Annotated in this window: 25 protein-coding genes; 12 read left to right on the forward strand and 13 right to left on the reverse strand. The window is 60.5% G+C overall.

Annotation, left to right across the window (positions count from 1 at the left end):
- Positions 1–88: 88 nt before the first annotated feature.
- Entirely contained in the window at positions 89–823 is a 735-nt protein-coding gene (locus QMX91_RS14285) for a transporter substrate-binding domain-containing protein (RefSeq protein ID WP_098964379.1), read from the reverse strand.
- A 307-nt stretch (positions 824–1,130) separates the two neighbouring features.
- Positions 1,131–2,504: a nucleotide 5'-monophosphate nucleosidase PpnN gene (gene ppnN, locus QMX91_RS14290; RefSeq protein WP_027612974.1), complete on the reverse strand. Its 1,374-nt coding sequence runs from the start codon at positions 2,502–2,504 to the stop codon at positions 1,131–1,133.
- 223 nt (positions 2,505–2,727) lie between these two features.
- Between ppnN and QMX91_RS14295 the strand changes: the two genes are divergently transcribed.
- Positions 2,728–3,255: a DUF3087 domain-containing protein gene (locus QMX91_RS14295; protein WP_282412930.1), complete on the forward strand. Its 528-nt coding sequence runs from the start codon at positions 2,728–2,730 to the stop codon at positions 3,253–3,255.
- Here the strand turns inward: QMX91_RS14295 and QMX91_RS14300 are convergent.
- On the reverse strand, positions 3,252–3,638 hold the full coding sequence (locus QMX91_RS14300; RefSeq protein ID WP_027612976.1) for a DUF2784 domain-containing protein: 387 nt from the start codon (positions 3,636–3,638) through the stop codon (positions 3,252–3,254). The two genes, QMX91_RS14295 and QMX91_RS14300, sit on opposite strands and share 4 nt — an antisense overlap.
- Before the next feature lie 152 nt (positions 3,639–3,790).
- On the opposite strand from QMX91_RS14300, the gene QMX91_RS14305 reads away from it, so the two are divergent.
- The 3 genes from QMX91_RS14305 (at position 3,791) to QMX91_RS14315 (ending at position 5,018) form a co-directional block, all read left to right on the forward strand.
- Complete coding sequence (locus QMX91_RS14305) at positions 3,791–4,489, forward strand: AzlC family ABC transporter permease (protein WP_135296056.1); 699 nt, start codon at positions 3,791–3,793, stop codon at positions 4,487–4,489.
- Complete coding sequence (locus tag QMX91_RS14310; RefSeq protein ID WP_166497451.1) at positions 4,489–4,800, forward strand: AzlD domain-containing protein; 312 nt, start codon at positions 4,489–4,491, stop codon at positions 4,798–4,800. The genes QMX91_RS14305 and QMX91_RS14310 overlap by 1 nt, the downstream gene beginning before the upstream one ends.
- A 62-nt stretch (positions 4,801–4,862) precedes the next feature.
- Positions 4,863–5,018 (forward strand): hypothetical protein, encoded by a 156-nt coding sequence (locus QMX91_RS14315; RefSeq protein WP_202368532.1) that lies wholly within the window; start codon positions 4,863–4,865, stop codon positions 5,016–5,018.
- A 44-nt stretch (positions 5,019–5,062) separates the two neighbouring features.
- On the opposite strand, the gene QMX91_RS14320 is transcribed toward QMX91_RS14315, so the two are convergent.
- The 4 genes from QMX91_RS14320 to QMX91_RS14335 form a co-directional block, all read right to left on the reverse strand.
- The gene (locus QMX91_RS14320) at positions 5,063–5,335 is read right to left on the reverse strand and encodes a hypothetical protein (RefSeq protein ID WP_027612979.1); all 273 of its coding nucleotides are present in this window, start codon (positions 5,333–5,335) and stop codon (positions 5,063–5,065) included.
- Positions 5,336–5,613: 278 nt separating this feature from the next.
- Positions 5,614–6,294 carry an SOS response-associated peptidase family protein gene (locus QMX91_RS14325; RefSeq protein ID WP_134786672.1) on the reverse strand — a complete coding sequence of 227 codons (681 nt, stop codon included), beginning with the start codon at positions 6,292–6,294 and terminating at the stop codon, positions 5,614–5,616.
- 48 nt (positions 6,295–6,342) lie between these two features.
- Positions 6,343–7,188 carry an ABC transporter permease gene (locus QMX91_RS14330; protein WP_282412931.1) on the reverse strand — a complete coding sequence of 282 codons (846 nt, stop codon included), beginning with the start codon at positions 7,186–7,188 and terminating at the stop codon, positions 6,343–6,345.
- 60 nt (positions 7,189–7,248) lie between these two features.
- Positions 7,249–8,235, reverse strand: coding sequence for an aliphatic sulfonate ABC transporter substrate-binding protein (locus QMX91_RS14335; protein ID WP_282412932.1), 987 nt, complete (start codon positions 8,233–8,235; stop codon positions 7,249–7,251).
- Between the two features lie 292 nt (positions 8,236–8,527).
- Between QMX91_RS14335 and QMX91_RS14340 the strand changes: the two genes are divergently transcribed.
- The 3 genes from QMX91_RS14340 (at position 8,528) to QMX91_RS14350 (ending at position 10,858) form a co-directional block, all read left to right on the forward strand.
- The gene (locus QMX91_RS14340; RefSeq protein ID WP_027612983.1) at positions 8,528–9,475 is read left to right on the forward strand and encodes an ABC transporter substrate-binding protein; all 948 of its coding nucleotides are present in this window, start codon (positions 8,528–8,530) and stop codon (positions 9,473–9,475) included.
- A 131-nt stretch (positions 9,476–9,606) separates the two neighbouring features.
- Positions 9,607–10,506 carry a polysaccharide deacetylase family protein gene (locus tag QMX91_RS14345; protein WP_282412933.1) on the forward strand — a complete coding sequence of 300 codons (900 nt, stop codon included), beginning with the start codon at positions 9,607–9,609 and terminating at the stop codon, positions 10,504–10,506.
- A 109-nt stretch (positions 10,507–10,615) separates the two neighbouring features.
- Entirely contained in the window at positions 10,616–10,858 is a 243-nt protein-coding gene (locus QMX91_RS14350; RefSeq protein ID WP_003225919.1) for a DUF1652 domain-containing protein, read from the forward strand.
- 4 nt (positions 10,859–10,862) lie between these two features.
- Here the strand turns inward: QMX91_RS14350 and QMX91_RS14355 are convergent, their stop codons facing one another.
- The gene (locus QMX91_RS14355; protein ID WP_098964369.1) at positions 10,863–11,225 is read right to left on the reverse strand and encodes an NUDIX hydrolase; all 363 of its coding nucleotides are present in this window, start codon (positions 11,223–11,225) and stop codon (positions 10,863–10,865) included.
- A 222-nt stretch (positions 11,226–11,447) separates the two neighbouring features.
- Here QMX91_RS14355 and QMX91_RS14360 point away from each other — a divergent pair, with 222 nt between their 5' ends.
- The gene (locus tag QMX91_RS14360; protein ID WP_096796397.1) at positions 11,448–11,645 is read left to right on the forward strand and encodes a DUF2188 domain-containing protein; all 198 of its coding nucleotides are present in this window, start codon (positions 11,448–11,450) and stop codon (positions 11,643–11,645) included.
- A gap of 61 nt (positions 11,646–11,706) precedes the next feature.
- On the opposite strand, the gene QMX91_RS14365 is transcribed toward QMX91_RS14360, so the two are convergent.
- Entirely contained in the window at positions 11,707–11,946 is a 240-nt protein-coding gene (locus tag QMX91_RS14365; RefSeq protein ID WP_098964368.1) for a hypothetical protein, read from the reverse strand.
- 186 nt (positions 11,947–12,132) lie between these two features.
- On the opposite strand from QMX91_RS14365, the gene QMX91_RS14370 reads away from it, so the two are divergent.
- Positions 12,133–12,468, forward strand: coding sequence for a hypothetical protein (locus QMX91_RS14370; protein WP_003225912.1), 336 nt, complete (start codon positions 12,133–12,135; stop codon positions 12,466–12,468).
- A 183-nt stretch (positions 12,469–12,651) separates the two neighbouring features.
- Positions 12,652–13,257: a DUF6338 family protein gene (locus tag QMX91_RS14375; protein ID WP_097090321.1), complete on the forward strand. Its 606-nt coding sequence runs from the start codon at positions 12,652–12,654 to the stop codon at positions 13,255–13,257.
- Positions 13,258–13,448: 191 nt separating this feature from the next.
- Here QMX91_RS14375 and QMX91_RS14380 read toward each other — a convergent pair whose 3' ends face one another.
- Positions 13,449–14,333: a LysR substrate-binding domain-containing protein gene (locus QMX91_RS14380; protein ID WP_282412934.1), complete on the reverse strand. Its 885-nt coding sequence runs from the start codon at positions 14,331–14,333 to the stop codon at positions 13,449–13,451.
- A gap of 159 nt (positions 14,334–14,492) precedes the next feature.
- Here QMX91_RS14380 and QMX91_RS14385 point away from each other — a divergent pair, with 159 nt between their 5' ends.
- Positions 14,493–17,519, forward strand: coding sequence for an FAD-binding and (Fe-S)-binding domain-containing protein (locus QMX91_RS14385; protein ID WP_282412942.1), 3,027 nt, complete (start codon positions 14,493–14,495; stop codon positions 17,517–17,519).
- On the opposite strand, the gene QMX91_RS14390 is transcribed toward QMX91_RS14385, so the two are convergent.
- The gene (locus tag QMX91_RS14390) at positions 17,452–18,141 is read right to left on the reverse strand and encodes a paraquat-inducible protein A (RefSeq protein ID WP_282412935.1); all 690 of its coding nucleotides are present in this window, start codon (positions 18,139–18,141) and stop codon (positions 17,452–17,454) included. The genes QMX91_RS14385 and QMX91_RS14390 overlap by 68 nt on opposite strands.
- On the reverse strand, positions 18,138–18,734 hold the full coding sequence (locus QMX91_RS14395; RefSeq protein WP_003225887.1) for a paraquat-inducible protein A: 597 nt from the start codon (positions 18,732–18,734) through the stop codon (positions 18,138–18,140). Before QMX91_RS14395 ends, QMX91_RS14390 begins: the two co-directional genes overlap by 4 nt.
- 182 nt (positions 18,735–18,916) lie before the next feature.
- On the opposite strand from QMX91_RS14395, the gene QMX91_RS14400 reads away from it, so the two are divergent.
- Entirely contained in the window at positions 18,917–20,086 is a 1,170-nt protein-coding gene (locus tag QMX91_RS14400) for a DUF1624 domain-containing protein (RefSeq protein ID WP_282412936.1), read from the forward strand.
- Positions 20,087–20,089: 3 nt separating this feature from the next.
- On the opposite strand, the gene QMX91_RS14405 is transcribed toward QMX91_RS14400, so the two are convergent.
- Positions 20,090–20,986, reverse strand: a complete 897-nt coding sequence (locus QMX91_RS14405) for a LysR family transcriptional regulator (protein WP_135296049.1) — start codon at positions 20,984–20,986, stop codon at positions 20,090–20,092.
- Between the last annotated feature and the right edge of the window lie 6 nt (positions 20,987–20,992).

Genomic DNA, 20,992 nt, shown 5'->3' on the forward strand with positions numbered 1-20,992 from the left:
CGATAGCGGTGGGTCTTTCACCTCATTGCTGAAGGGGCTGACGCTATCGCGAGCAGGCTCACTCCTACAGTTGAACGGGGCAGCTCAGTCATCTCGGAAGTGCATTCATCAGCCAGCGCTGGCGAATCTGCTCCAGACGCCCGTCGGCGCGCAAGGTTTCCAGCGCCTGTTGCCAGCGTTTGACCTGACCCGGATCGGTCTGCAGCGAAAAGGCGATGTAGGTGTCCTGTTTCATCAGCGACATCTGATATTGCAAGCGTCCCGGTTCCATGCCCTGGGTGCGGGCGAGCGCGGCGGTGGACAGGGTGTCGGAGACCACGAAATCGGTCCGGCCCAGGCTGAACAGACGCATCATCTGTTCCGGGGTTTCGACACCGTCGAGGTTCTTCAGGTTTTGCTGCTTAAGGTAGCTGTAGACCAGCCATTTGCGCGGCACGCTGATGCGCCCGGCCTGATCCGCCTGCTGCAGGGTTTTTACCGGCGGCTGGTTGTTGGCATGGGCATACAGCGCGGTTTCGACTTCAATCAGCGGCCCGACCCATTGATAGCGGTCATCGCGCTCGTCGGTACGCAGGACGGTGAAGACGCCGGTGTTGGGTGTTTCGCTGGCGGTGCGCAGGGCGCGCAGCAACGGCACTTGTTGCAGATCGATCCGGTCGCCGGTCTGTTCGGCCAGCGCGCGCACCACATCCACGCCGTAACCCACCAGTTGATCGCCTTGCTGGAAATGCAGGGGCGGGTGGTTGTCGGTGAGCAGTTGCAGATCGGCCGCATCGGCCGCCAGGGCCAGGAGTGACAGCAGACACGCGGCAATCCGTTTCATGAATCGTCCCTGAAAAATTGAGCGCGAAGCTTAGTACGGGCCGGTGGTGGCTGTCGTGCGGAATGTACGGGGCTTTTGCGTCAGAAATAAAGGCTGATTGGCAGCATCGGCGCACGCAGAAACATTGTGGTGTGCCTGGCATTTGTGGCTGGCACACAACCTGTGGGAGCGAGCCTGCTCGCGAAAACGGTGGATCAGTCAACATCTGAAGTGGCTGATCTGGCCTATTCGCGAGCAGGCTCGCTCCACTTTGGTTTTGTTGTGCCTGCATGGGGGGCAGGCACAGGGGGATGCGGTGGCGGGAGAGTTACGCCACCACGCGATAGCACGGCACATACGCCGCGCCGCCCGGCAGTTTCATCCGGTGCTGGGCGACGAAGGCTTTGAGCAGCGCGTCGAGCGGTTGCATGATCGCCGCGTCACCACGGATCTGGTACGGCCCGTGTTCTTCGATCAAACGGATGCCCTTGTCCTTGACGTTGCCGGCGACGATCCCGGAGAACGCGCGGCGCAGGTTGGCGGCCAGTTCGTGGGGCGGCTGGTCGCGGTGCAGCTTGAGGTTGGCCATGTTCTCGTGGGTCGGATCGAACGGACGCTGGAAGCTTTCGTCGATCTTCAGCAGCCAGTTGAAGTGGAACGCGTCGTTGCGCTCGCGGCGGAACTGCTTCACCGCTTTGAGGCCGGCAGTCATCTGCCGCGCGACTTCGGCCGGGTCGTCGATGATGATCTCGTAGTGCTGCTTCGCCGCATCGCCGAGGGTGGCGGTGACGAAGGCATCGAGTTGCTCCAGATACGGCGCGGCATGTTTCGGCCCGGTCAGGATCACCGGGAACGGCAGGCCGGCGTTGTCCGGGTGCATCAGGATGCCCAGCAGGTAAAGGAACTCTTCGGCGGTGCCGGCGCCGCCCGGGAAGATGATGATGCCGTGGCCGACACGCACGAACGCTTCCAGACGTTTTTCGATGTCCGGCAGGATCACCAGTTCGTTGACGATCGGGTTCGGCGCTTCGGCGGCGATGATCCCCGGCTCGGTCAGGCCAAGGTAGCGCCCGCCATGGATGCGCTGCTTGGCGTGGGCGATGGTCGCGCCCTTCATCGGGCCTTTCATCACGCCGGGGCCGCAACCGGTGCAGATGTCGAGGCTGCGCAAGCCCAGTTCGTGGCCGACTTTCTTGGTGTATTTGTATTCTTCGGTGTTGATCGAGTGGCCGCCCCAGCACACGACGATTTTCGGCTCCACACCCGGCCGCAGGGTGCGCGCGTTGCGCAGCAGGTGGAACACGTAGTCGCTGATGCCTTGCGAGGTGCTGAGGTCGATGCGTTGGCTGTCGAGTTCGTTTTCGGTGTAGACGATGTCACGCAGGGCGCTGAACAGCATTTCCCGGGTGCTGGCGATCATTTCGCCGTCGACGAACGCGTCGGCCGGGGCGTTCAGCAGTTCGAGGCGCACGCCGCGATCCTGCTGGTGAATGCGGATTTCGAAGTCCTTGTAGGCTTCGAGGATGGTCTTGGCGTTGTCGACATGCGCGCCGGTATTGAGGATGGCCAGGGCGCACTGGCGGAAGAGGGTGTAGGTGCTGCCGGATCCGGCTTCGCTCAGTTGCTGAACTTCACGTTGAGAAAGGGTTTCCAGGCTGCCTTTCGGGCTGACCGAGGCGTTGATTACGTGTCGTTGGGTCATGCAATGATCCTTAAAACGATGTCATTCCAATGGCAGGCAAATGGCATCCGAATAGTGTGTATCCATGAATGAAGATGGCACGATCTGCGCTGTACCGCCATGTCCCCGTTGGACGCTGAAAAGTTGAAAAGGGCCCCCAGCATAGCTAAATCCCCGAGAGAGGCGATAATGCGCAGCGAGTTTTTTCCGTTGCCCTTTTTATCGCTCAAGGAAGTCATGCCTGATGTTCGAGATCCAGCCGATGGACCCAGCAACGTTTCGCCAGCAGACCCGCCGCAGCACGTTGATCATTGCCGTGCTGTTCCTGGTGCTGGCGATGGTGCTTTCGACGGCCGCGGTGGCACTGCTCGGCGAGCCTGGCGGCGATAACCTGCGGTTCAATGTCGGCGGGGTGTTCGTGGCTTTCCTGCTGACAGCGGCGCTGATGCGCGGGCAGTTCTGGCAGCAGGCGTGGATGGCCCCGGCGGTCTATAGCTGGCGGCTCAAGCGCAGCCTGATGAGCGTGACCAACGTGATGCATCAGGTGACCGCTGCGGTGGAACAGAACGATCCGACCGCGATGAAGGTGCTGCGCTTCTATCATCTGGGGCTGACCCAGATGCACGAACTGGACGGTAACTCCAGCGATCATGCGCAGTTGCGCCGGGAAGTCGAAGCGCACAAAGAGCGGATGCAGGCGCTGGGTCTGGAGATCGACCAGAAGCGCCTGGATCCGGCCTGGCTGCAAGCCTTGAAACCCGCCGCTCGTTAAAACGGAATACGGCTGGCGCGGCGCAGTTTCCACGCGCGGGCCAGACGCCCGTAGACCAGCAGGTTGATCACCAGCACCACGCTGCCCAGCGCCAACTGGATCTGCGGCGTCAGCCCGGCGGGGTAGATGATCGGCCAAATGTAGTGCTCGATGAAGCCGCCGGCGTATTCGGTCTGCCCGGCGGCGTGGCGCATCAGGTTTTCCCAGTAGGTCAGCGGACAGGTCAGGTGCAACACCTCGACCGCCACGCCCCATGCAGCCGCCGGCAGATGCAGCCACATCAGGCGTGGCCACTTGAGCACCAGCAGCCCGCCGAACAGCACAAACAGAATGAATGACAGATGGAACAGCACCAGCCCGTCGGCTGCGATTCGGTACAGCATGTCGTCTCCCTGACGTGGTTGTGAAGGCCTCCATGGTACGCCGACAGCGACGCTGGGGCGCTGCGATTTAGCGCAAGTGCGCAAGATTGTTCAAGCCACGAAGGGGCACTTGCTGGCAGAGTCTGCGACCGTTTCCTCGGTTGAAGAGCGTTATGTCTGACTCACTTATGCCGCGCCGTGCGTTTCTTCGCGGCGCTGCGGCGATCATGCCGTTATCACTGGCGACGGCGCCGTGGGGGCTGCTGGCCGGCTCCATGGCGATCGAAGCCAATCTCACGCCGTTACAGGGGCAGGGCCTGTCGAGCATCGTGTTCGCAGGGGCCGCGCAACTGGTGGCGATCGGCATGCTCAAGGGCGGTGCCGGTATTTTCTCCATTCTGTTGACCACGCTGCTGCTGACCTCGCAGCACTTGCTGTACGGGATGAGCATGCGCCCGGTGATTTCGCCGCTGCCCGGACGCTGGCGCATCGGCCTGGGCTTTTTGCTCACCGATGAACTGTTCGCCCTGACCAGCCAGCATGACCGCCAGCAGTTCAACCGCTGGTACGCCTTGGGCGTCGGCCTGACGTTCTATATCGCCTGGAACCTCTTCACCCTGGCCGGCATCGTCCTGGGCAGCAGCATTCCGGGGCTCGAGCACCTGGGGCTGGACTTCTCGATTGCCGCCACCTTCATCGCGTTGATCACCCCGGTGGTGCGTAACGTGCCGACCGTGGTGTGTGTGGCGGTGTCGCTGTTCTGCTCGGTGCTGTTCAGTTATTGGCAGTGGGGCTCGGCATTGGTGCTGTCGGGGCTGGCCGGGATGACCGCAGGATTTGTCTGCAACAAGCTGTATCGGGGGCGCACATGATGGTCTGGGCAGTGATTTTCGGCATGGGGATTCTGGTGTTCCTCAACCGTTACGTGTTTCTCGAACCGCGCCTGCCGCTGCGTTTGAGCAGCAACGCACGGCAGTTTCTCGGGTTTGCCGTACCGGGCATGTTGACCGCGATCTGCGGGCCGATCGTGTTCATGCCGGACAAACAGTTGAATTTACAGTGGGATAATCCGTATTTGCTGAGTTCGCTCGTAGCGATCGGGCTGGTGCTGTACACCCGCAATACCTTGCTCAGCATGCTCTTGAGCATGGCGTTTTTCTTTTTGCTGCGCTGGTGGTTGTAAGTTGTCGGGAAAAAACTGTTCTACGCTAGTTGGATGACTATTTTTGACAAGGCGAGGTGCACATGACGACCGAGCAAAAACGTCCCGATGAAGACGAACAAGTAGACGATGAAGTAGACGAGCCCAGCGAAGAAGAAATCGAGCGAGAGAAACGCAAGGAACAGACGTGGAAGCACGACGATGGCAAGGAACTCACCGGGCCTGATATGAAGCTCTGAGAGCAATCTGCAAAAAGCCCCGCAACAGCGGGGCTTTTTGTTGTTCAGAGGTCTTCCAGAGACGGGAAGTCCGGATGTGACGCCCGATAGCCCAGAGTCTTGTCGATCCATGCATTGAGCTCGTTGACCATCACCGGTGGGTGCCCGGGATAGCCTTCGAGGGTGGTGCGCAGGATGCGTTCGATGTCCGGCACTGAACGCAGGTTTCGGGTCTTGATGTAGTGGCCGATAAAACAGTCGAGTTGAAAGCGTTCTGTCATGGACAGATAGATACACTCCAGGCCGTTGGCCTGTTTGATTGCAAAATCGTCGCGCAACTTAGTTCTCTGCAAGGCTTGTTAAAGTTGTAGGGGATTCCTGGTTTTGCTGACTCTTTGGTCAACTGGTATGCCAATTGGAAATGCGGCGCGCATGCTATCCGTAGTGCATGTAAATGTATGTATGACGGTTGAAATGTCAGACAGGCGGTTGGTTCGCTCAAACGACTGTTTTTTTCGGGCTGTCTCAACAATGAAACACTCACTGTAAAGATCGAGTGTCACCTGTTATCACCTGCGGCAGCTCCTACAGGGTAAACGCGTGAGATCACGGATCTTTAAGCCACTTCGTCAATCAGTCCGGCACCCTGATTGCGTGAATTGCCGACGGCTTTGCCAACCTTGTGCCAGGCGAAGGCATCACTGGGTTCGCCTTCAAACAGCAGCATCTGTTCGGCGCGTTCAACAGGCGTGGCGCTGTCGAGCCACTCGGCAGCCATGTCAGCGCGAAAGACCACGGGTCTTCGATCATGGATATCGAGCAGGCCGCCGACGCTGTCGGCGGTGATGATCACAAAACCGTCGTCGTCCCGGCCATCGCTGCCGGGTGTTGGAAATTGTCCTATGGCGGCACAGAAAACCGGCCCGCGATCGGCACGACGGATCAGCCACGGCTGTCGGGTTTTATCCGGGCCGTCGACCCATTCGAACCAGTTGTCGATGGGCACGATCAGCCGATGACGCCAGATCGCCCGGAAGAACGGCCCATGGGCGACTTTCTCCACGCGGGCGTTGATCGGCGCCGCGCGGTCCTTGGCCCAGTGCGGGCGCCAGCCCCAGCAAAGGTTGTCGGCATACAGACGTTGATCATGTTGATGGAGCACCGCGAGTGACGTGGTCGGCGCCGCGTTGTAGCGCTCCAGCGCAGCGTCGCCGACGTGATTGATCAGCGCATCGGGAATGCTCAGCACCGCGACAAAGTCGTGAATGCCGCGGTATTGCGAGAGTCTTCCGCACATGCGCCGAATCTCTGGGTGGACGCTTTCAGCATAGTTGGCTCTGGCCAATCAATCCTGCGCCTCCTGACCGGTGAACGTGTCGCGCCAGATCAGCCAGCGGCGTTCCAGCACTGCGAGCAAACCGTCGCTGAGTTTGCCGAGCACGGCGAGCACGATAATCGCCGCCAGCACGATGTCTGGTCGCGAGGTTTCGCGGCCGTCGCTGAGCAGATAACCGAGGCCCTTGGTCGCGGCGATCAGCTCGGCGGCCACCAGAAACATCCACGCCAGACTCATGCCGCTGCGCAGTCCGGTGAACAGGCCGGGCAGGGCGGCGGGCAGCAGAATCCGCCGCACCAGTTGCCAGCGGCTGAAGCCATAGATACGTCCGACCTCGACCAGTTTGCGATCGATGTTGCGAATCGCCGCGACCACGTTGACGTACACCGGAAAAAACGCGCCGATGGCGATCAGCACGATCTTCGAGGTTTCATCGATGCCCAGCCACAGCAGCAACAGCGGCACCCAGGCCAGACTCGGAATCGAACGCAGCGCGGCGAATGTCGGTTCCAGATAAGCCTCGGCCTCACGGCTCAGGCCGACCCAAGCGGCGAACACCAGCGCCAGGCTGGCGCCAATTGCAAAACCGAGCAACACCCGCAACAGGCTGGCGCTGATGTGTTTCCACAGTGCGCCTTCGGCGAGGTCGGTGAGGGTCAGGGCGATCTCGCTGGGCGCCGGCATTTGATAGGACGGCAGCCAGCCGAGACGCACGATGAACTCCAGGGCGACCACGATCAGCAGTGGCAGGACCAGGCCTTTCAGGCGCCGGCGCCATGTCGGGTTGAGAGATGAAGGACGCGGCCTCGACAAGCTGCGAGGCGGCGCGGGCAGTTCGTTACTGCGAGTGCTCATACGTGGGCTCCGCTCACAGCGAATCCGCGTCGGGCGCGGATGGGCTGTGAGTCTGGTCGATTACTGGCGGGCGACGGCTTGCTGCACACCATTGTCGAGCAACTGATCGATGACTTGATCGACATTCACTCCACGCCGCACCAGTTCCTCGGAGACCAGAATCGGTGCTGCGGCTTTCGACGCTTGCACGTCGTTGGCGGTCAGTTGCGGACTGCTCAGGTCGGTGCGCGACAACTGCAGTTTGGCCACGTCCAGCGGCAGACCGGATTCCTTGGCAAGCAGGGCAGCGAACTCGTCGGGATTTTTCAGCGCCCATTCGCGCGCCTGCTCGTAGGCTTTGATCACGGTATCGATGGTTTGCGGATGTTCCTTGGCGTACTGCTCGGTGACGCTGACCACGCCGTAGCTGTTGAACGCCGGGTTGCGATACAGCAGACGTGAACCGGCCTGCACTTGGCTGGCGGCCATGTGCGGATCGAGTCCGGCCCAGGCGTCGACATCGCCTTTTTCCAGTGCGGTGCGACCGTCCGGATGTTGCAGGTGCACCAGTTCCACGTCGTCTTTCTTCAGCCCGGCCTGTTGCAGGCTGCGCAGGGTGAACAGGTACGGATCGGTGCCTTTGGTGGCGGCGATTTTCTTGCCCTTAAGGTCGGCGACGCTCTGGTACGGCGAATCCTTGCGCACTACCAGCGCGGTCCATTCGGCACGGCTGTAAACGTATACCGATTTGATCGGGCTGCCGTTGGCCCGGCTCAGCACGGCAGCAAGGCTGGCGCTGGAGGCGAAATCGACGCCACCGCTGTTCAGATATTCCAGCGAACGGTTACTGCCCTGGCTCAGCACCCAACTGACTTTGGTCTGTGGCAGGGCCTTTTCGAGAAAGCCGAAATGTTTGAGCACCAGACTCACGGGTGAGTAGTAGGCGTAATCCAGATGGACTTCCGCAGGCGGCGCTTCGGCGGCTTCGGCCAGCGGTTGCAGGCTCAATGCCATGGCGCTGGCGACCAGCAGCGTTTTGAGGCGGATAAACGGTAAGAACGATGTCATGGGGCGCTCCGGCAAAGGCACTGGTTGTTATGTCCAAAAATATATTTTTATCGGCTGCGTCCTGCATGAATGGAATATTGCAGGCTCTGTGCCATGTGCGTTTCGACCCATGTTTACGGGGTTTTCGCTGGTTGTAGCGCCTTTCAACTGTTGCGTGGGAAACATTGTGGCAAGGCACTGTTGCGCAGCGGACAGTGAGCATTCCGGGCGCTGAGCTTATGCATTAATCGAATTTAAAATCGGTTTATCAACAGCGTTATGGTCTATGCAAAATCCCGTCGCAGGACCTCCCATGAAGCTCTCTCGTTTGCTCCGCAGCACACTGATGACCGCGTTATTCACCGCACCGCTTGCCCACGCCGCCGAGCCGTTGGTCCTGCACGTCGGTGACCAGAACTACTACAACATCCGCGCTTCGGTCGAAGCCTCCGGCGTGTTGAAAGACGCGCCTTACAGCGTCGACTGGAAGCATTTCCAGGCCGCCGCGCCACTGGCCGAGGCGTTGCAGACCGGCTCGCTGGATCTGGGCTTTCTTGGCGATTCGGGTTTTCTGTTTCTCGCCGCCAAACAGGCGCCGGTGAAACTGATCGGTGTGTCGCGGCAGAACCCGGACACTATCGCCTTGCTGGTGCCGAAAGATTCGCCGGTGAAAACCATCGCGGATCTGAAGGGCAAGAAAGTCGCCTACTGGCCCGGCGCCTGGAGCCAGCAGCTGACCTTGCGCGCCCTGGAGCAGGGCGGTCTGCCGGAGAATTACGTCGACTTCGTCAAACTGATGCCGATTGATGCGGCGGCGGCATTGCCACAGGGCAGCATCGACGCGTTCCCGGTGTGGGAACCGTACATCTCCCAGCAAATCGTGTTCTCCGGTGCGCGGCCGATTCTCACCGCGAAAAACCTGATGCCGGGACTCAGCGCGATTGCCGCGTCGGCGCCGTCGATCGACAGCAAGCGTGCCGCGATTGCCGATTTTCTCGGGCGTTTGAAACAGGCGCGGGCCTGGGTCGACAGCCACACCGACGAATACGCGGACCTGTGGGCGAAGAAAGCCAATCTCGATCAGCAGGTTTCACGGCACTGGTTGCGTCAGGCGCACATGACTGTCGGGCCGGTGGATCAGCAGGCGGCGGTCGACCTGCAAGGCACCGCGGACTTCCTGTTCAAGGTCAAGGCACTGCCGGCGCCGCTGGCCACCGCCGGGGTTATCGATACCTCGTTTCAACAGGCTCTGGCTGACTGAGCGAGCGCCGGAACCAAAGCCTGTGTACCCTATCCAAACCTGGCTCGCGAAGCCGGGCGCAGGGATGGATCAGGGCGAGGGAGTTTTGCCAGTCGACAACAGGGCCGCAACGGTCAGGCGCAAGGCAAAACATGAAATACGCGTTCAATCTTCTCTGTGCAGCGGCCATCGCGCTTGGGCTGGCCGGCTGCATTGCCGCGCCGATCGAAATGACCGCGCAAACCGAAACCCGGCTCAAGGCCCAGGCCCCGGTGCGCTTTCTGCTGACCTTCGATGATGGCCCCAGCGCCTCGAGTTTCTGGAACCCTTCGGCGACCGTGATCGATAGCCTCAAGGTCAACCCGGTGCAACCGGACATCAAAGCGGTGTTCTTCGTCCAGACCCGCGCGCCTCGCGCCGGTAACAGTGACATTGGTCGCGGCATCATGCGGCGCGAGCACGCCGAAGGGCACATCCTCGGATTCCATACCGCCACCCATTGGCACACCAATCATCGCTCGCTCGATCCGCAAGAACTGGAGCAGTCGTTGAGCAACGGCACGGCGGATATCGCCGCGATCACCGGAGCAGCACCGATCCTGCTGCGCCCGCCATTCTGGAATTACGACAAGCGCACCTTCGCCGCGTATCAGCAGCATGGCTTGCACGTGTTGTTGACCGATTTGAGCGCCAATGACGGCAAGATCTGGGGCTTCAACGCCAGTCCCCGACGTCGGGCGAATATGCTGCGCCAGCTATCGGAAGTCCGCGAGCGCATTGCCCTCGGCGAATTTCCCACCGTGGACGGGGTGATTCCGGTGGTGGTGACCTTTCATGACCTCAACCGCTACACCGCGCGGCATACCCGCGAATACCTGCAGATCCTGCTCGATAGTGCCGCCGCCACTGGCGTGAAACTGGCGGACAAACCGTTCTACGATGATCACGCGGCGCTGTTGAAGGCGGCGCTGGCGCGTACGGTTGAGCAGAGTTCGCAGCCGGTGCAGTTGCCGGGGATGTGGAACTGGATCTGGGATCATGACGCCCACTAAGGCTGCGCGAAAAATGTGATCGGGTTGGCACTTCTCTGGGCGGCGGGTTGCTGAGGACTCATCTATGCTCAACGGGTCGATCGACTCATCGCCTGCGAGGCGTGCGCCCATGCTAGCCATTGCCGACATCTGCCGGATTGTCGAATCCGGCTTTCCATCGCTTGAATGCGAATGCACACAAGTGGAGCAGGGACTGTTGCGGATCAAGGTTTATGAGCCTGACTCCGGGCGAGTCGAGTTGTTGCTCAATGGCGTCTCACCGGAACATCTGGTGACAATCCGCGACATTTCCAACTTCATTGGCGAATTGCGCACGGAAATGAGTGCCGGGCGCCGGGCATTCGCCGGCTGATACCTTACAAGCGCCGTTGAAACGCCTGCACGATGCGTAACGTCGCGTCGCTGGTGGGCAGATTCTGCACCGCGTCCAGCGGATGCCAGATGCATTCGGTGATCTCGTTTTGCGGGCGCAACTGCTCAAGATCGAGCACCGACGCCTCGTAGACATGATGCTGGGTGCTGCCGCTGTGCAGTTCCATCAGATACAACATCTGCTCGGCATCCAGTGCTGTTTCTTCCTGCAGCTCGCGCGTCGCCGCCCCGGCTTTGGTTTCCCCAGGCTCGACCTTGCCGCCGGGCAATGTCCAGCGGCAGCGGGGTTTGCGCACCAGGAGAACGTGTCGATCCTGCTCGCAAATGACGGTTGCGCGTACTTTCATCTGTTACCTGTTTACTGCGTGTCACATAAATGAAATAAAACTGCAATATTCGAGCCGGGCCCGGATTCAAAGGTTCCCTCGGGGTTTTGAGTGTTTGGCCTGGCGGAAAGTGCCAGAGCCTTGGCGCATCGCGATGGCGACACCCGGTCGGCACAGCTGCGGCATCCGGGCGTAAGTTATAAAGGCAGAGCTGAATCCACCGTCGGCAAAAAGGAGGTACCCATGAGCATTCCGGTCTTGAACAAAATGCACATGAACGGCTACGACGTACTCAGCGTGAACAACGGCCCATGGCGTGTTTGTACTCAAGGCGATCGGCTTGCGTCGTTCGGTAGCAGAGAGGAAGCACTGGCCTATGCCGCTGCGTTGCCGGGTTACAGAAAACGCTCGGTGCGAGCGCGAAGTCACACTGCAAGTTGAAGCAAATGTAACGAAAGAGCCCCGGTGATTGCCGGGGCTTTTGTTGAGGTAAAGGGGGGGATCAGTGGACTTTGATCCGGCTGATGGAGCGCGTTTTCACTTCCTTGGCATACAGCTGCAAGCGTTCTTCATCACTTTGCAGCACCTCGCAGGACCTGAGTACCGCCTGGGCATCCGCTTCATTGCCGCTCTTGCGCAGCTGTTCGGCGATGCGTTTGAGGTCGACCGCCGACCATCTCAGATCCGATGCAACGGCTTGCAGGTCGCGCTGAAGTTCGTGTTCGTATTCATTGAGCCGCATGATCACCTCCGGAACATTCTCGGTAGAACAGAGTAGTCGCATTTTTCTTCGATGATGCGCAGCTCGTCTGCCACCGGGCTGCATGCATGTAAATATTTGTCCAATCTCCCTTGTGGGCGACGTGCCGCGCTGGATGTACACCCGGTTACACGTTACATTCGCGTTTTTCAAGATCAGGGAAACACCATGCGGATATGGATCGGGAGTTTGGCGTTGGCATTGCTGGCGGGTTGCTCATTGCCAGCATCGCTGGTGCCGGGCGAGCCAAATCTCAGCAAAACCACTACCAAAGCGCCTAAAGACTATGCCGCGTGCTTGTTGCCGTTGTGGCAGCAGGACATTCCTAAGACCACGCAGACGTCCATTTCCAACGGCTACCGGATCAAGGCGCCGAGCCTCGTCACCGCCGACGAGATTCTCGACATCATCAAATACAAGGACGGTAGTCGCGTTTCCCTGTATCAGGGACCGCCATGGGCCAAGTCCGGGTCGTTGCGCAAATCGGTGCGTGACTGCCTGTAAAGCCCAGCCTCCGCTGCAAAAGCCAGCCCCACAAAAAGCAGAAACCGGATCAATGGTTTCTGCTTTTTTTTGCTTTGCGAAATGCGCTGTGACAGATCGGCACGAGGCGTATCCCAGTGTGCGCTAGGCTTCTGAGTGCCGCCCGGTAACCGGAGGGGCATGCCTTTCAAGGAGCCACGGATCATGGATGATCTGGTCAAAGAAGTTATTCCGTTGTTGCAGTATCTGATTCCCGGATTTGTTTCTACCTGGATTTTTTACACGCTCACTTCGTTCAAGCGGCCTGACACCTTTGGGCAGATTGTGCAGGCGTTGATCTTTACGTTTGTGATTCATGGGGTGGTGTTGGGGATCGGCGCTATTGGTCTATGGGTAGGCTCGAAAGGCTTTTCTGTAGGAAAGTGGGATGGCAAATCCCAGGCCGTGTGGGCGTTCATGGTCTCAATGGCGCTCGGCTTGTTGTCGTGTGCTCTGGCGTCGAATGACAAATTGCACAAATGGTTACGAAGTAAAAATGTAACGAATAAAAACTCATATCCCAGCGAGTGGTACAGCACCTTTGCCCGCCACAATCGCCTGGTAACGCTGCATTTGACGGATGAAAGGCGATTGTTCGGCTGGCCCGTCGAGTGGCCTTCCGGCCCGCTGGAGGGGCAGTTCATCATGCTGAATCCAGGCTGGCTGGGGGAGGATGGCGTGGCGTTGCCTTTTGGCGCCGAACTATTGGTGATAGATTCCTCGAAAGTCCAGTGGGTCGAATTCAGTTCTGTCGAAGAGGTTTCATCATGAGCGCAAAAGAGCCTACTCCCATGCCGCCCAGCGTCAGGCGCCTGTTTTATGGCCCGGATGGCAAGCTGCTGGCCAAGCCCCTCGTCAAGGGGCCGAGTGCGCCGCCACCGCTAAAGCGCCAGTACCGGGATTGACTGAACGCCGCTCATCGAGCGGCGTTTCGTTATGTTTTGCATTTGTGGGGGCTGCGGTCAGAGCGTATCCACCAACCAATCCCTGAACGCTTTCAGTGACGGCAACGCCTCATTACGCGGCGGATACACCAGGTAATAGCTGCGCCGGCTGGTGATCGGCTCCCCCAGTTGCAGCAGCTCGCCGTTAAGCAATTCATCCTCCACCAGAATCCGTGGCACCAGCCCCACGCCAATATTCGCCCGGACCGCCTGAATCAGGTGCGAAGTCATTTCAAAGCTCGGCCCGATGCGCATGCTGCGGTGGGGCAAACCATGATGCGTGAACCATTCCGCCCAGGCCTGGGCATTGCTGCTGACATTGAGCAGTAACTGCCCGGCGATGTGCTGTTCCGCATCATCGCGTTCGGCCAACGACAACTGCGCACTGGCAATCACCACCAGTTCTTCAGTGTGCAGGGGCAGGGCGCTCAGCCCGGGCCAATCCCCCGCACCGACGCAGATCGCCGCATCGATCTCGCTGGTGTCGAAGTCGATCGCTTCGATGCGTGAATGCAAGTGCACGGTCATGCCGGGGTGTGCGGTGTAGAAGTCCTTGAGTCGCGGCAGCAGCCATTTCGAGCCGAAGGTCGGCAGCGTCGCCAGCCGTAAGCTGTGGATGCCGGAACCGAACGCCATGGCCTGCAACGTCGCGCTGCGGATCTGCCCGAGGGCTTCGGCCAGTTCGCGCTGATACATGCGCCCGACATCGGTCAGCACCACTTGCCGGCCCTCGCGACTGAACAGGCGCATGCCGAGCATCTTTTCCAGAATCTGCACCTGACGGCTGACCGCGCTTTGCGTCAGCGACAGTTCATGGGCGGCGCGGGTGTAACTTTCATGGCGTGCGGCGGCCTCGAAGGCCAGCAACAGCGACATGGAAGGGGTGAGGGTTCGCGGATTCATTCGTTTTAGTCATGGATTGCGGGTCGATTTTACGTTTGTCCCGACGGCGCCAAGCAATGAACATAAGCGCCATGAGATGGCGGGAGCGTGACGCAATCATTCATTGCGCACAACTGTTCACCGCCACACGGCCCGATTTTGACCGAGATTTCCTCACCGATGATTGCCCAGCTGTCACCCGCCGCTGCATTGACTACTGATTACCAACTGTTCCTCAGCGCCCTGAAAGCCAGTGGTTTTCGTGGCGAGATCAGTGCCGATTACGCCAGTCGCGTGGTGCTCGCCACCGACAACTCGATCTACCAGCGCCTGCCGCAAGCGGCGGTGTTTCCGATGGATGCGGAGGATGTGGCGCGGGTCGCACGGCTGATCGCCGAGCCGGCTTATCAGCAAGTGGTGATCACTCCGCGTGGCGGTGGCACCGGCACCAACGGCCAGTCGCTGACCGATGGCATCGTCGTCGACCTGTCGCGGCACATGAACCGTATTCTGGAAATCAACGTCGAGCAGCGCTGGGTGCGGGTGCAGGCCGGGGTGGTCAAGGATCAGCTCAACGCCGCGCTGAAATCAGCCGGGCTGTTTTTCGCCCCGGAGCTGTCGACCTCCAACCGCGCCACCGTCGGCGGCATGATCAACACCGACGCCAGCGGCCAGGGCAGTTGCACCTACGGCAAGACCCGCGACCATGTGCTGGAACTCGACATGGTCCTGCGCGGCGGTGAACGCCTGCACGGCGCAGCGCTTGCGGAAGACGAACTGACAGCGCTGTGCGCCCGTGAAGATCGGGTGGGTGAAGTTTATCGCTGTGCGCGGCAGATCATTGATGAGCAGGGCGAGTTGATCAAACAACGGTTCCCTGACCTCAACCGCTGCCTGACCGGCTACGACCTGGCGCATCTGCGCGAGGCCGACAACCGCTTCAACCTCAACAGCGTGCTGTGCGGCGCCGAAGGCTCGCTGGGGTTTGTGGTGGAGGCGAAGCTCAACGTACTGCCGATCCCCAAACACACGATGCTGGTGAACATTCGCTACGCCGGGTTCATGGATGCGTTGCGCGATGCCCGGGCGCTGATGGCGCTCAAGCCGCTGTCGATTGAAACCGTGGATTCCAAGGTGTTGTTGCTGGCGATGCAGGACATCGTCTGGCACGGCGTCGCCGAATACTTCCCGGAAAGCGCCGAGCGCCCGACACTGGGGATCAACCTGGTGGAGTTCTGCGGTGACGATCCCGAGGATTTGCAGCGCCGGGTCGAAGCCTTCCTCGAACACTTGAGCAGCGACACCACCGTCGAACGCCTCGGCCATACCCTGGCGGTCGGCCAAGCGGCAGTGAACAAGGTTTATGGCATGCGCAAACGCGCGGTCGGCCTTCTCGGTAACGTTGCCGGCGAAGCGCGGCCGCAGCCGTTTGTCGAAGACACCGCAGTGCCGCCGCAGCACCTGGCCGAGTACATCGCCGAACTGCGCGAACTGCTCGACAGCCACGGTTTGCAGTACGGCATGTTCGGCCACGTTGATGCCGGGGTGCTGCACGTACGTCCGATTCTCGACATGAAGGATCCGCAGCAAGCGGCGCTGGTGCGCCCGGTGTCCGACGGCGTCGCGGCGCTGACCCAGCGTTACGGCGGCCTGTTGTGGGGCGAGCACGGCAAAGGCCTGCGCTCGGAATACGCGCCGGCATTTTTCGGTGAGCTGTATCCGGCGTTGCAGGCACTGAAAGCTGCGTTTGACCCGTTCAATCAGTTCAACCCGGGCAAGATCGCCACCCCGGCCAATACCGGTGCGGCGTTGCTGAAAATCGACGAAGTGACCCTGCGCGGCGAACTCGACCGGCAAATCGACGAAAAGGTCTGGCAGAGCTACGGCGCAGCCATGCATTGCAACGGCAACGGCGCCTGCTACAACTTCGATCCCGACGACGCCATGTGCCCATCGTGGAAAGCCACCCGCGAGCGTGCGCAATCGCCCAAGGGTCGCGCATCGCTGATCCGCGAATGGCTGCGTTTGCAGGGTGAGGCGGGGGTTGATGTGCTGTCCGATGCGATCCGTCGTCCGGCATTTTTCCGCAACCTGTGGACACGCTGGCGCAACAGCCGCGCGCAGGATGCAGACTTTTCCCATGAGGTGTATGACGCCATGGCCGGTTGCCTGGCGTGCAAATCCTGCGCGGGACAGTGCCCGGTCAAGGTCAACGTGCCGGAATTCCGTTCGCGTTTCCTTGAGCTGTATCACAGCCGTTATCTGCGCCCGGCGCGGGATTATCTGATTGCTTCGCTGGAGTACAGCATTCCGTACATGGCGCGGATTCCGGCGCTGTACAACGGTTTGATGGGCGCAACCTTTGTGCGCAAACAGTTGGAGCGTCTTGGCGGCATGGTCGATGTGCCGTTGCTCAGTCGCTTTGATTTCCACGCTGCGCTGCGCCGCTGGAAGGTGCAGGCGGCGACGGTTTCCACGCTGTCGGCGCTGACCCCGGCCCAGCGCGAGCGCAGTGTGGTGCTGGTGCAAGACGCCTTCACTCGTTACTTCGAGGCGCCGCTGCTGGCGGATCTGCTGGAGTTGATTTCACGACTTGGCTATCAGGTGTATCTGGCACCGTTCAGTGCCAATGGCAAGCCGCTGCATGTGCAGGGTTTCCTGTCAGCGTTCAACCGCGCGGCGTTGCGCAATGCGCAGCAACTGCGCGAGCTGGCGGACGTTGGCGTGCCGCTGCTGGGGCTGGATCCGGCGATGACGCTGGTCTATCGCCAGGAATACCTGAAAGTGCCCGGCATGGACCACTGCCCGGAAGTCGCGCTGGTGCAGGAATGGCTGCTCAAGGTGATGCCGGAGCAGGCTACTGCCGATGCGGCCCGGTCATTCCGTCTGCTGGCACACTGCACCGAGAAAACCAACGCGCCGGCCGCCACTCGCCAGTGGGAACAAGTGTTCGAGCGAGCCGGATTGAAACTGGCGACGCAGGCCACCGGCTGCTGCGGCATGTCCGGCACCTACGGCCATGAAGCGCGCAACCGCGAAACCTCGGCGGTGATCTACGAGCAATCGTGGGCGCGGCAGGTTGAGGCGCCGGCGGAGCAGGGCGAAGCACTGGCCACCGGTTATTCCTGCCGCAGTCAGGTCAAGCGCCAGTCGGATCGGGCGCTGCGCCATCCGTTGCAGGTGCTGCTTGAGGTGGTGCGTCGCTGAGCGGTTCGTCGTCCGGGGCATTGTCCCAGATCAGCCGTGGGTCGAAACTCATCGCCGAGAGCATGGTGAACACCACCACCATGCCGAAAAACAGGATGCCCGGGCGTGGTTCGATATCGCCCAGCGCCTGGAACTTCACCAGCGCCGCGACCAGTGCGACCACCAGCACGTCGAGCATCGACCAGTAGCCGATCAGCTCGACGAAACGGTACAGCTTCGAACGCTCACGGCGCGCCCAGTCGCTGCCCCGTTGCACGCTGATCAGCAGCAGCGACAGGGCGACGAATTTGATCCCCGGCACCGCGATGCTGGCGATGAAAATGATCAGTGCGATGTCCCACGCGCCGCCCTCCCAGAACTCCAGCACGCCGCTCATGATCGTGCTGTCGGCGCCGTTGCCGAGCATCACCGTGTTCATCACCGGCAGCAGATTGGCCGGCACGTAAAACGCCAGCGCGGCGAACAGATAGGCCCAGGTGCGCGTCAGGGAGTTGGTCTTGCGCCGATGCAGCGGCGCATCGCAGCGCGGGCACTCGTGCGGCTCGTCGGTCATGTCACAGGCCAGCCCACAGCTGTGGCACAGGCACAGATTCAGTTCGCTGGCGGTCGCGGGTCGCTTCATAGAATGTCCCACAGATCACGAATGTCGCGGCCGGCAATGCGGATCATCATCAGGCTCAGCACCGCCAAAGCGAACAGACCGATGCCCGGCAGCACATCGAGCAGCCCGGCCAGTTTGAACACCGCCACCATCGCCCCCAGCAGACACACCTCGAGCATGCTCCACGGACGCAGGGTTTCCAGCCAGCGCATGCACAGCTTGAAGCCCGGTGCCCGGCGCGATGACAAGGCGAAACTCAGCACCCAGATCAACAGCACCAGTTGAAACGCCGGGGCGATGATGATCGAAATCGCCGCGACCATCGCCATGAAGGTGATCGGCCCCTGACTCAGCGCCAGTACCGAATCCCACAGCGTCGCGCTGTTCTTCAGGCCCTTCATGCTGATGCTCATCACCGGATAGAAATTGGCGAACAGCCACAGCATCGCCGCAGTGAAACTCAGGGCCAGCCGCTGCTCGACGGTCAAGCCGTTGTAGCGCTGCAGCACGCCGCCGCACCGCACGCAGAGGGTTTTCTGGTGTTTGCCGAGCACGACCTTTTCGTACACGCAGTCGCAATGCTCGCAGATGATCAGGTGTTCGGTTGAGGTCATGGGCAACGCTCGACAGCAGGCGCAAAGCGCAGGGGGGCGCCTGATCACTATAGAAGCCTGACGTGATTGGGCAAATGGCGTTTGGCTTGGGAATCGACTTTTAATGTTATAGAGTAACGCCAATTTTTGGTGGGACGTGTAGTTATGCGCCCCCGATTCATTGACTCGATGGCGAAATGTCCATGACGATTGTGTGTACCCGTTCCAACCCGCCGCCGACCGGCCGTTTGCTGTCCATTGATGCGTTACGCGGTCTGGTGATCCTGTTCATGCTGCTGGATCACGTGCGCGAGACGTTCCTGTTGCATCGTCAGGTGTCCGACCCGATGGACATCGCCAACACCGAGCCGGCGTTGTTTTTCAGTCGCACGTTGGCGCATCTGTGTGCACCGGTGTTCGTGTTGCTGACCGGACTGTCCGCGTGGCTGTTTGGCGAGAAGTACGCGGGCAAGGCCGATGTCAGTGCCTTCCTGTTCAAGCGTGGGCTGTTTCTGGTGGTGCTGGAATTCACCTTGGTGAACTTCGCCTGGACGTTTCAGTTGCCGCCGAGTGTGATCTCTCTGCAGGTGATCTGGGCGATTGGCTTGAGCATGATCGCGTTGTCGCTGCTGGTCTGGTTGCCGCGCTGGCTGTTGCTGACGCTGAGTCTGGCGATTATTGCCGGGCATAACCTGCTGGACGGGCTGCATTTCGCGCTGGAGTCGGCACTGCATGTGCCATGGGCGATCCTGCATGATCGGGGCTGGATCGAGGTCGGTGACAGTCTGCGCTTGCGCACTTCGTATCCGCTGTTGCCGTGGATCGGCGTGATCGGTCTGGGTTATGCGCTGGGCCCGTGGTTCGCCCGCGCGGCTGATTCCAGGGGCCGTCAGCAAGGCCTGTTGCTGGGCGGTGTCGCCGGTCTGCTGGGCTTTGTGGGGCTGCGGGTGATCAACGCTTATGGCGAAAAGCCTTGGGCCGTCGAAGACACGACCGTGCAAACGCTGATGGCGTTTTTCAACATCACCAAGTACCCGCCATCGCTGCTGTTCATCACCCTGACGGTGAGCGTCGGATTGCTGTTGTTGCTGCTGTTCGAACGGCTGCAAACGCGTCGCTGGATTCGCTGGCTGACGGTTTTCGGTTCCGCACCGATGTTCTTCTATCTGCTGCATCTGTACGTGCTGAAGGTGCTGTACCTGATGGCGCTGGCGCTGTTCGGACTGAATCAGGGCAGCCATTTCGGATTCGACTCGGTACCGGCAATCTGGCTGGTGTCACTGCTGTTGGCGCTGGCACTGTACCCGGCGGTACGCTGGTTTTCCGCGCTGAAATCGCGGCGCCGCGATATTGCCTGGCTGAAATATCTGTAAGCCCTAGTGACCACTGCGCTCGCGCGCGAAGTCGATAAAAGCCTTGAGCGGCGCCGGTACGTGGCGCCTGCTCGGGTAGTACAGATGCAGGCCCGGATAGTAGGGGCACCAGTCGGCCAACAGCTGAATCAGACGCCCCGATGCCAGGTGTTCGCTGACCATGTCATCGAACACATACGCCAATCCCAGGCCTTGCAGTGCAGGGCCGACCATCAAGCTGACGTCGCCCAGGGTCAGCGGGCCGTTGACCTCGATTTCCTGGGCAATGCCATCGCGTTCGAATTCCCAGCGATACAGGGCGCCACTGGGGTAGCGGTGGCGCAGGCACGGCAAGTCGTGCAGATCTTCGGGTTTTTGCGGCGCAGGATAGCGTTCAAGGAATGCCGGCGAAGCCACCACCACCGAACGCATCGCCGAGCCAATCGGCAGCGAGACCATGTCGGCCTCCAGTCGATCGCCAAAGCGCACGCCCGCATCAAATCCGCCAGCGACGATATCGAGCAATGCTTCGCTTTCGACCACCTCCATGCGAATGTCCGGATACGTCTGCAAGAACTCGCTGGCAATCGGCAGCAATACCAGTTCGCACGCCTGGCGTCCGCAGGTGATACGCAGGTTGCCGGTGGGTTTGTCGCGAAAATGGTTGAGGTCTTCCAGTGCATCGTCAATGTCGCGGAACGCCGGTTTCAGGCGCGCGTAAAAGCGCTCACCGGCCTCGGTCAACGCCACGCTGCGGGTGGTGCGATTGAACAGACGCACACCGAGGCGATTCTCCAAAGCCTTTACCGAATGGCTCAGGGCTGACGGGGTGAGCCCGAGTTCGACGGCGGCCTTGCTGAAATTCAAGTGCTGCGCCGTACAGAGAAATACGCAAAGGTCTGCCGCTGAGGGTGATTTCATCTGTGA

It is taken from the genome of Pseudomonas sp. PS01299 (assembly GCF_029960145.1).
Classification (GTDB): Bacteria; Pseudomonadota; Gammaproteobacteria; order Pseudomonadales; family Pseudomonadaceae; genus Aquipseudomonas; species Aquipseudomonas putida_A.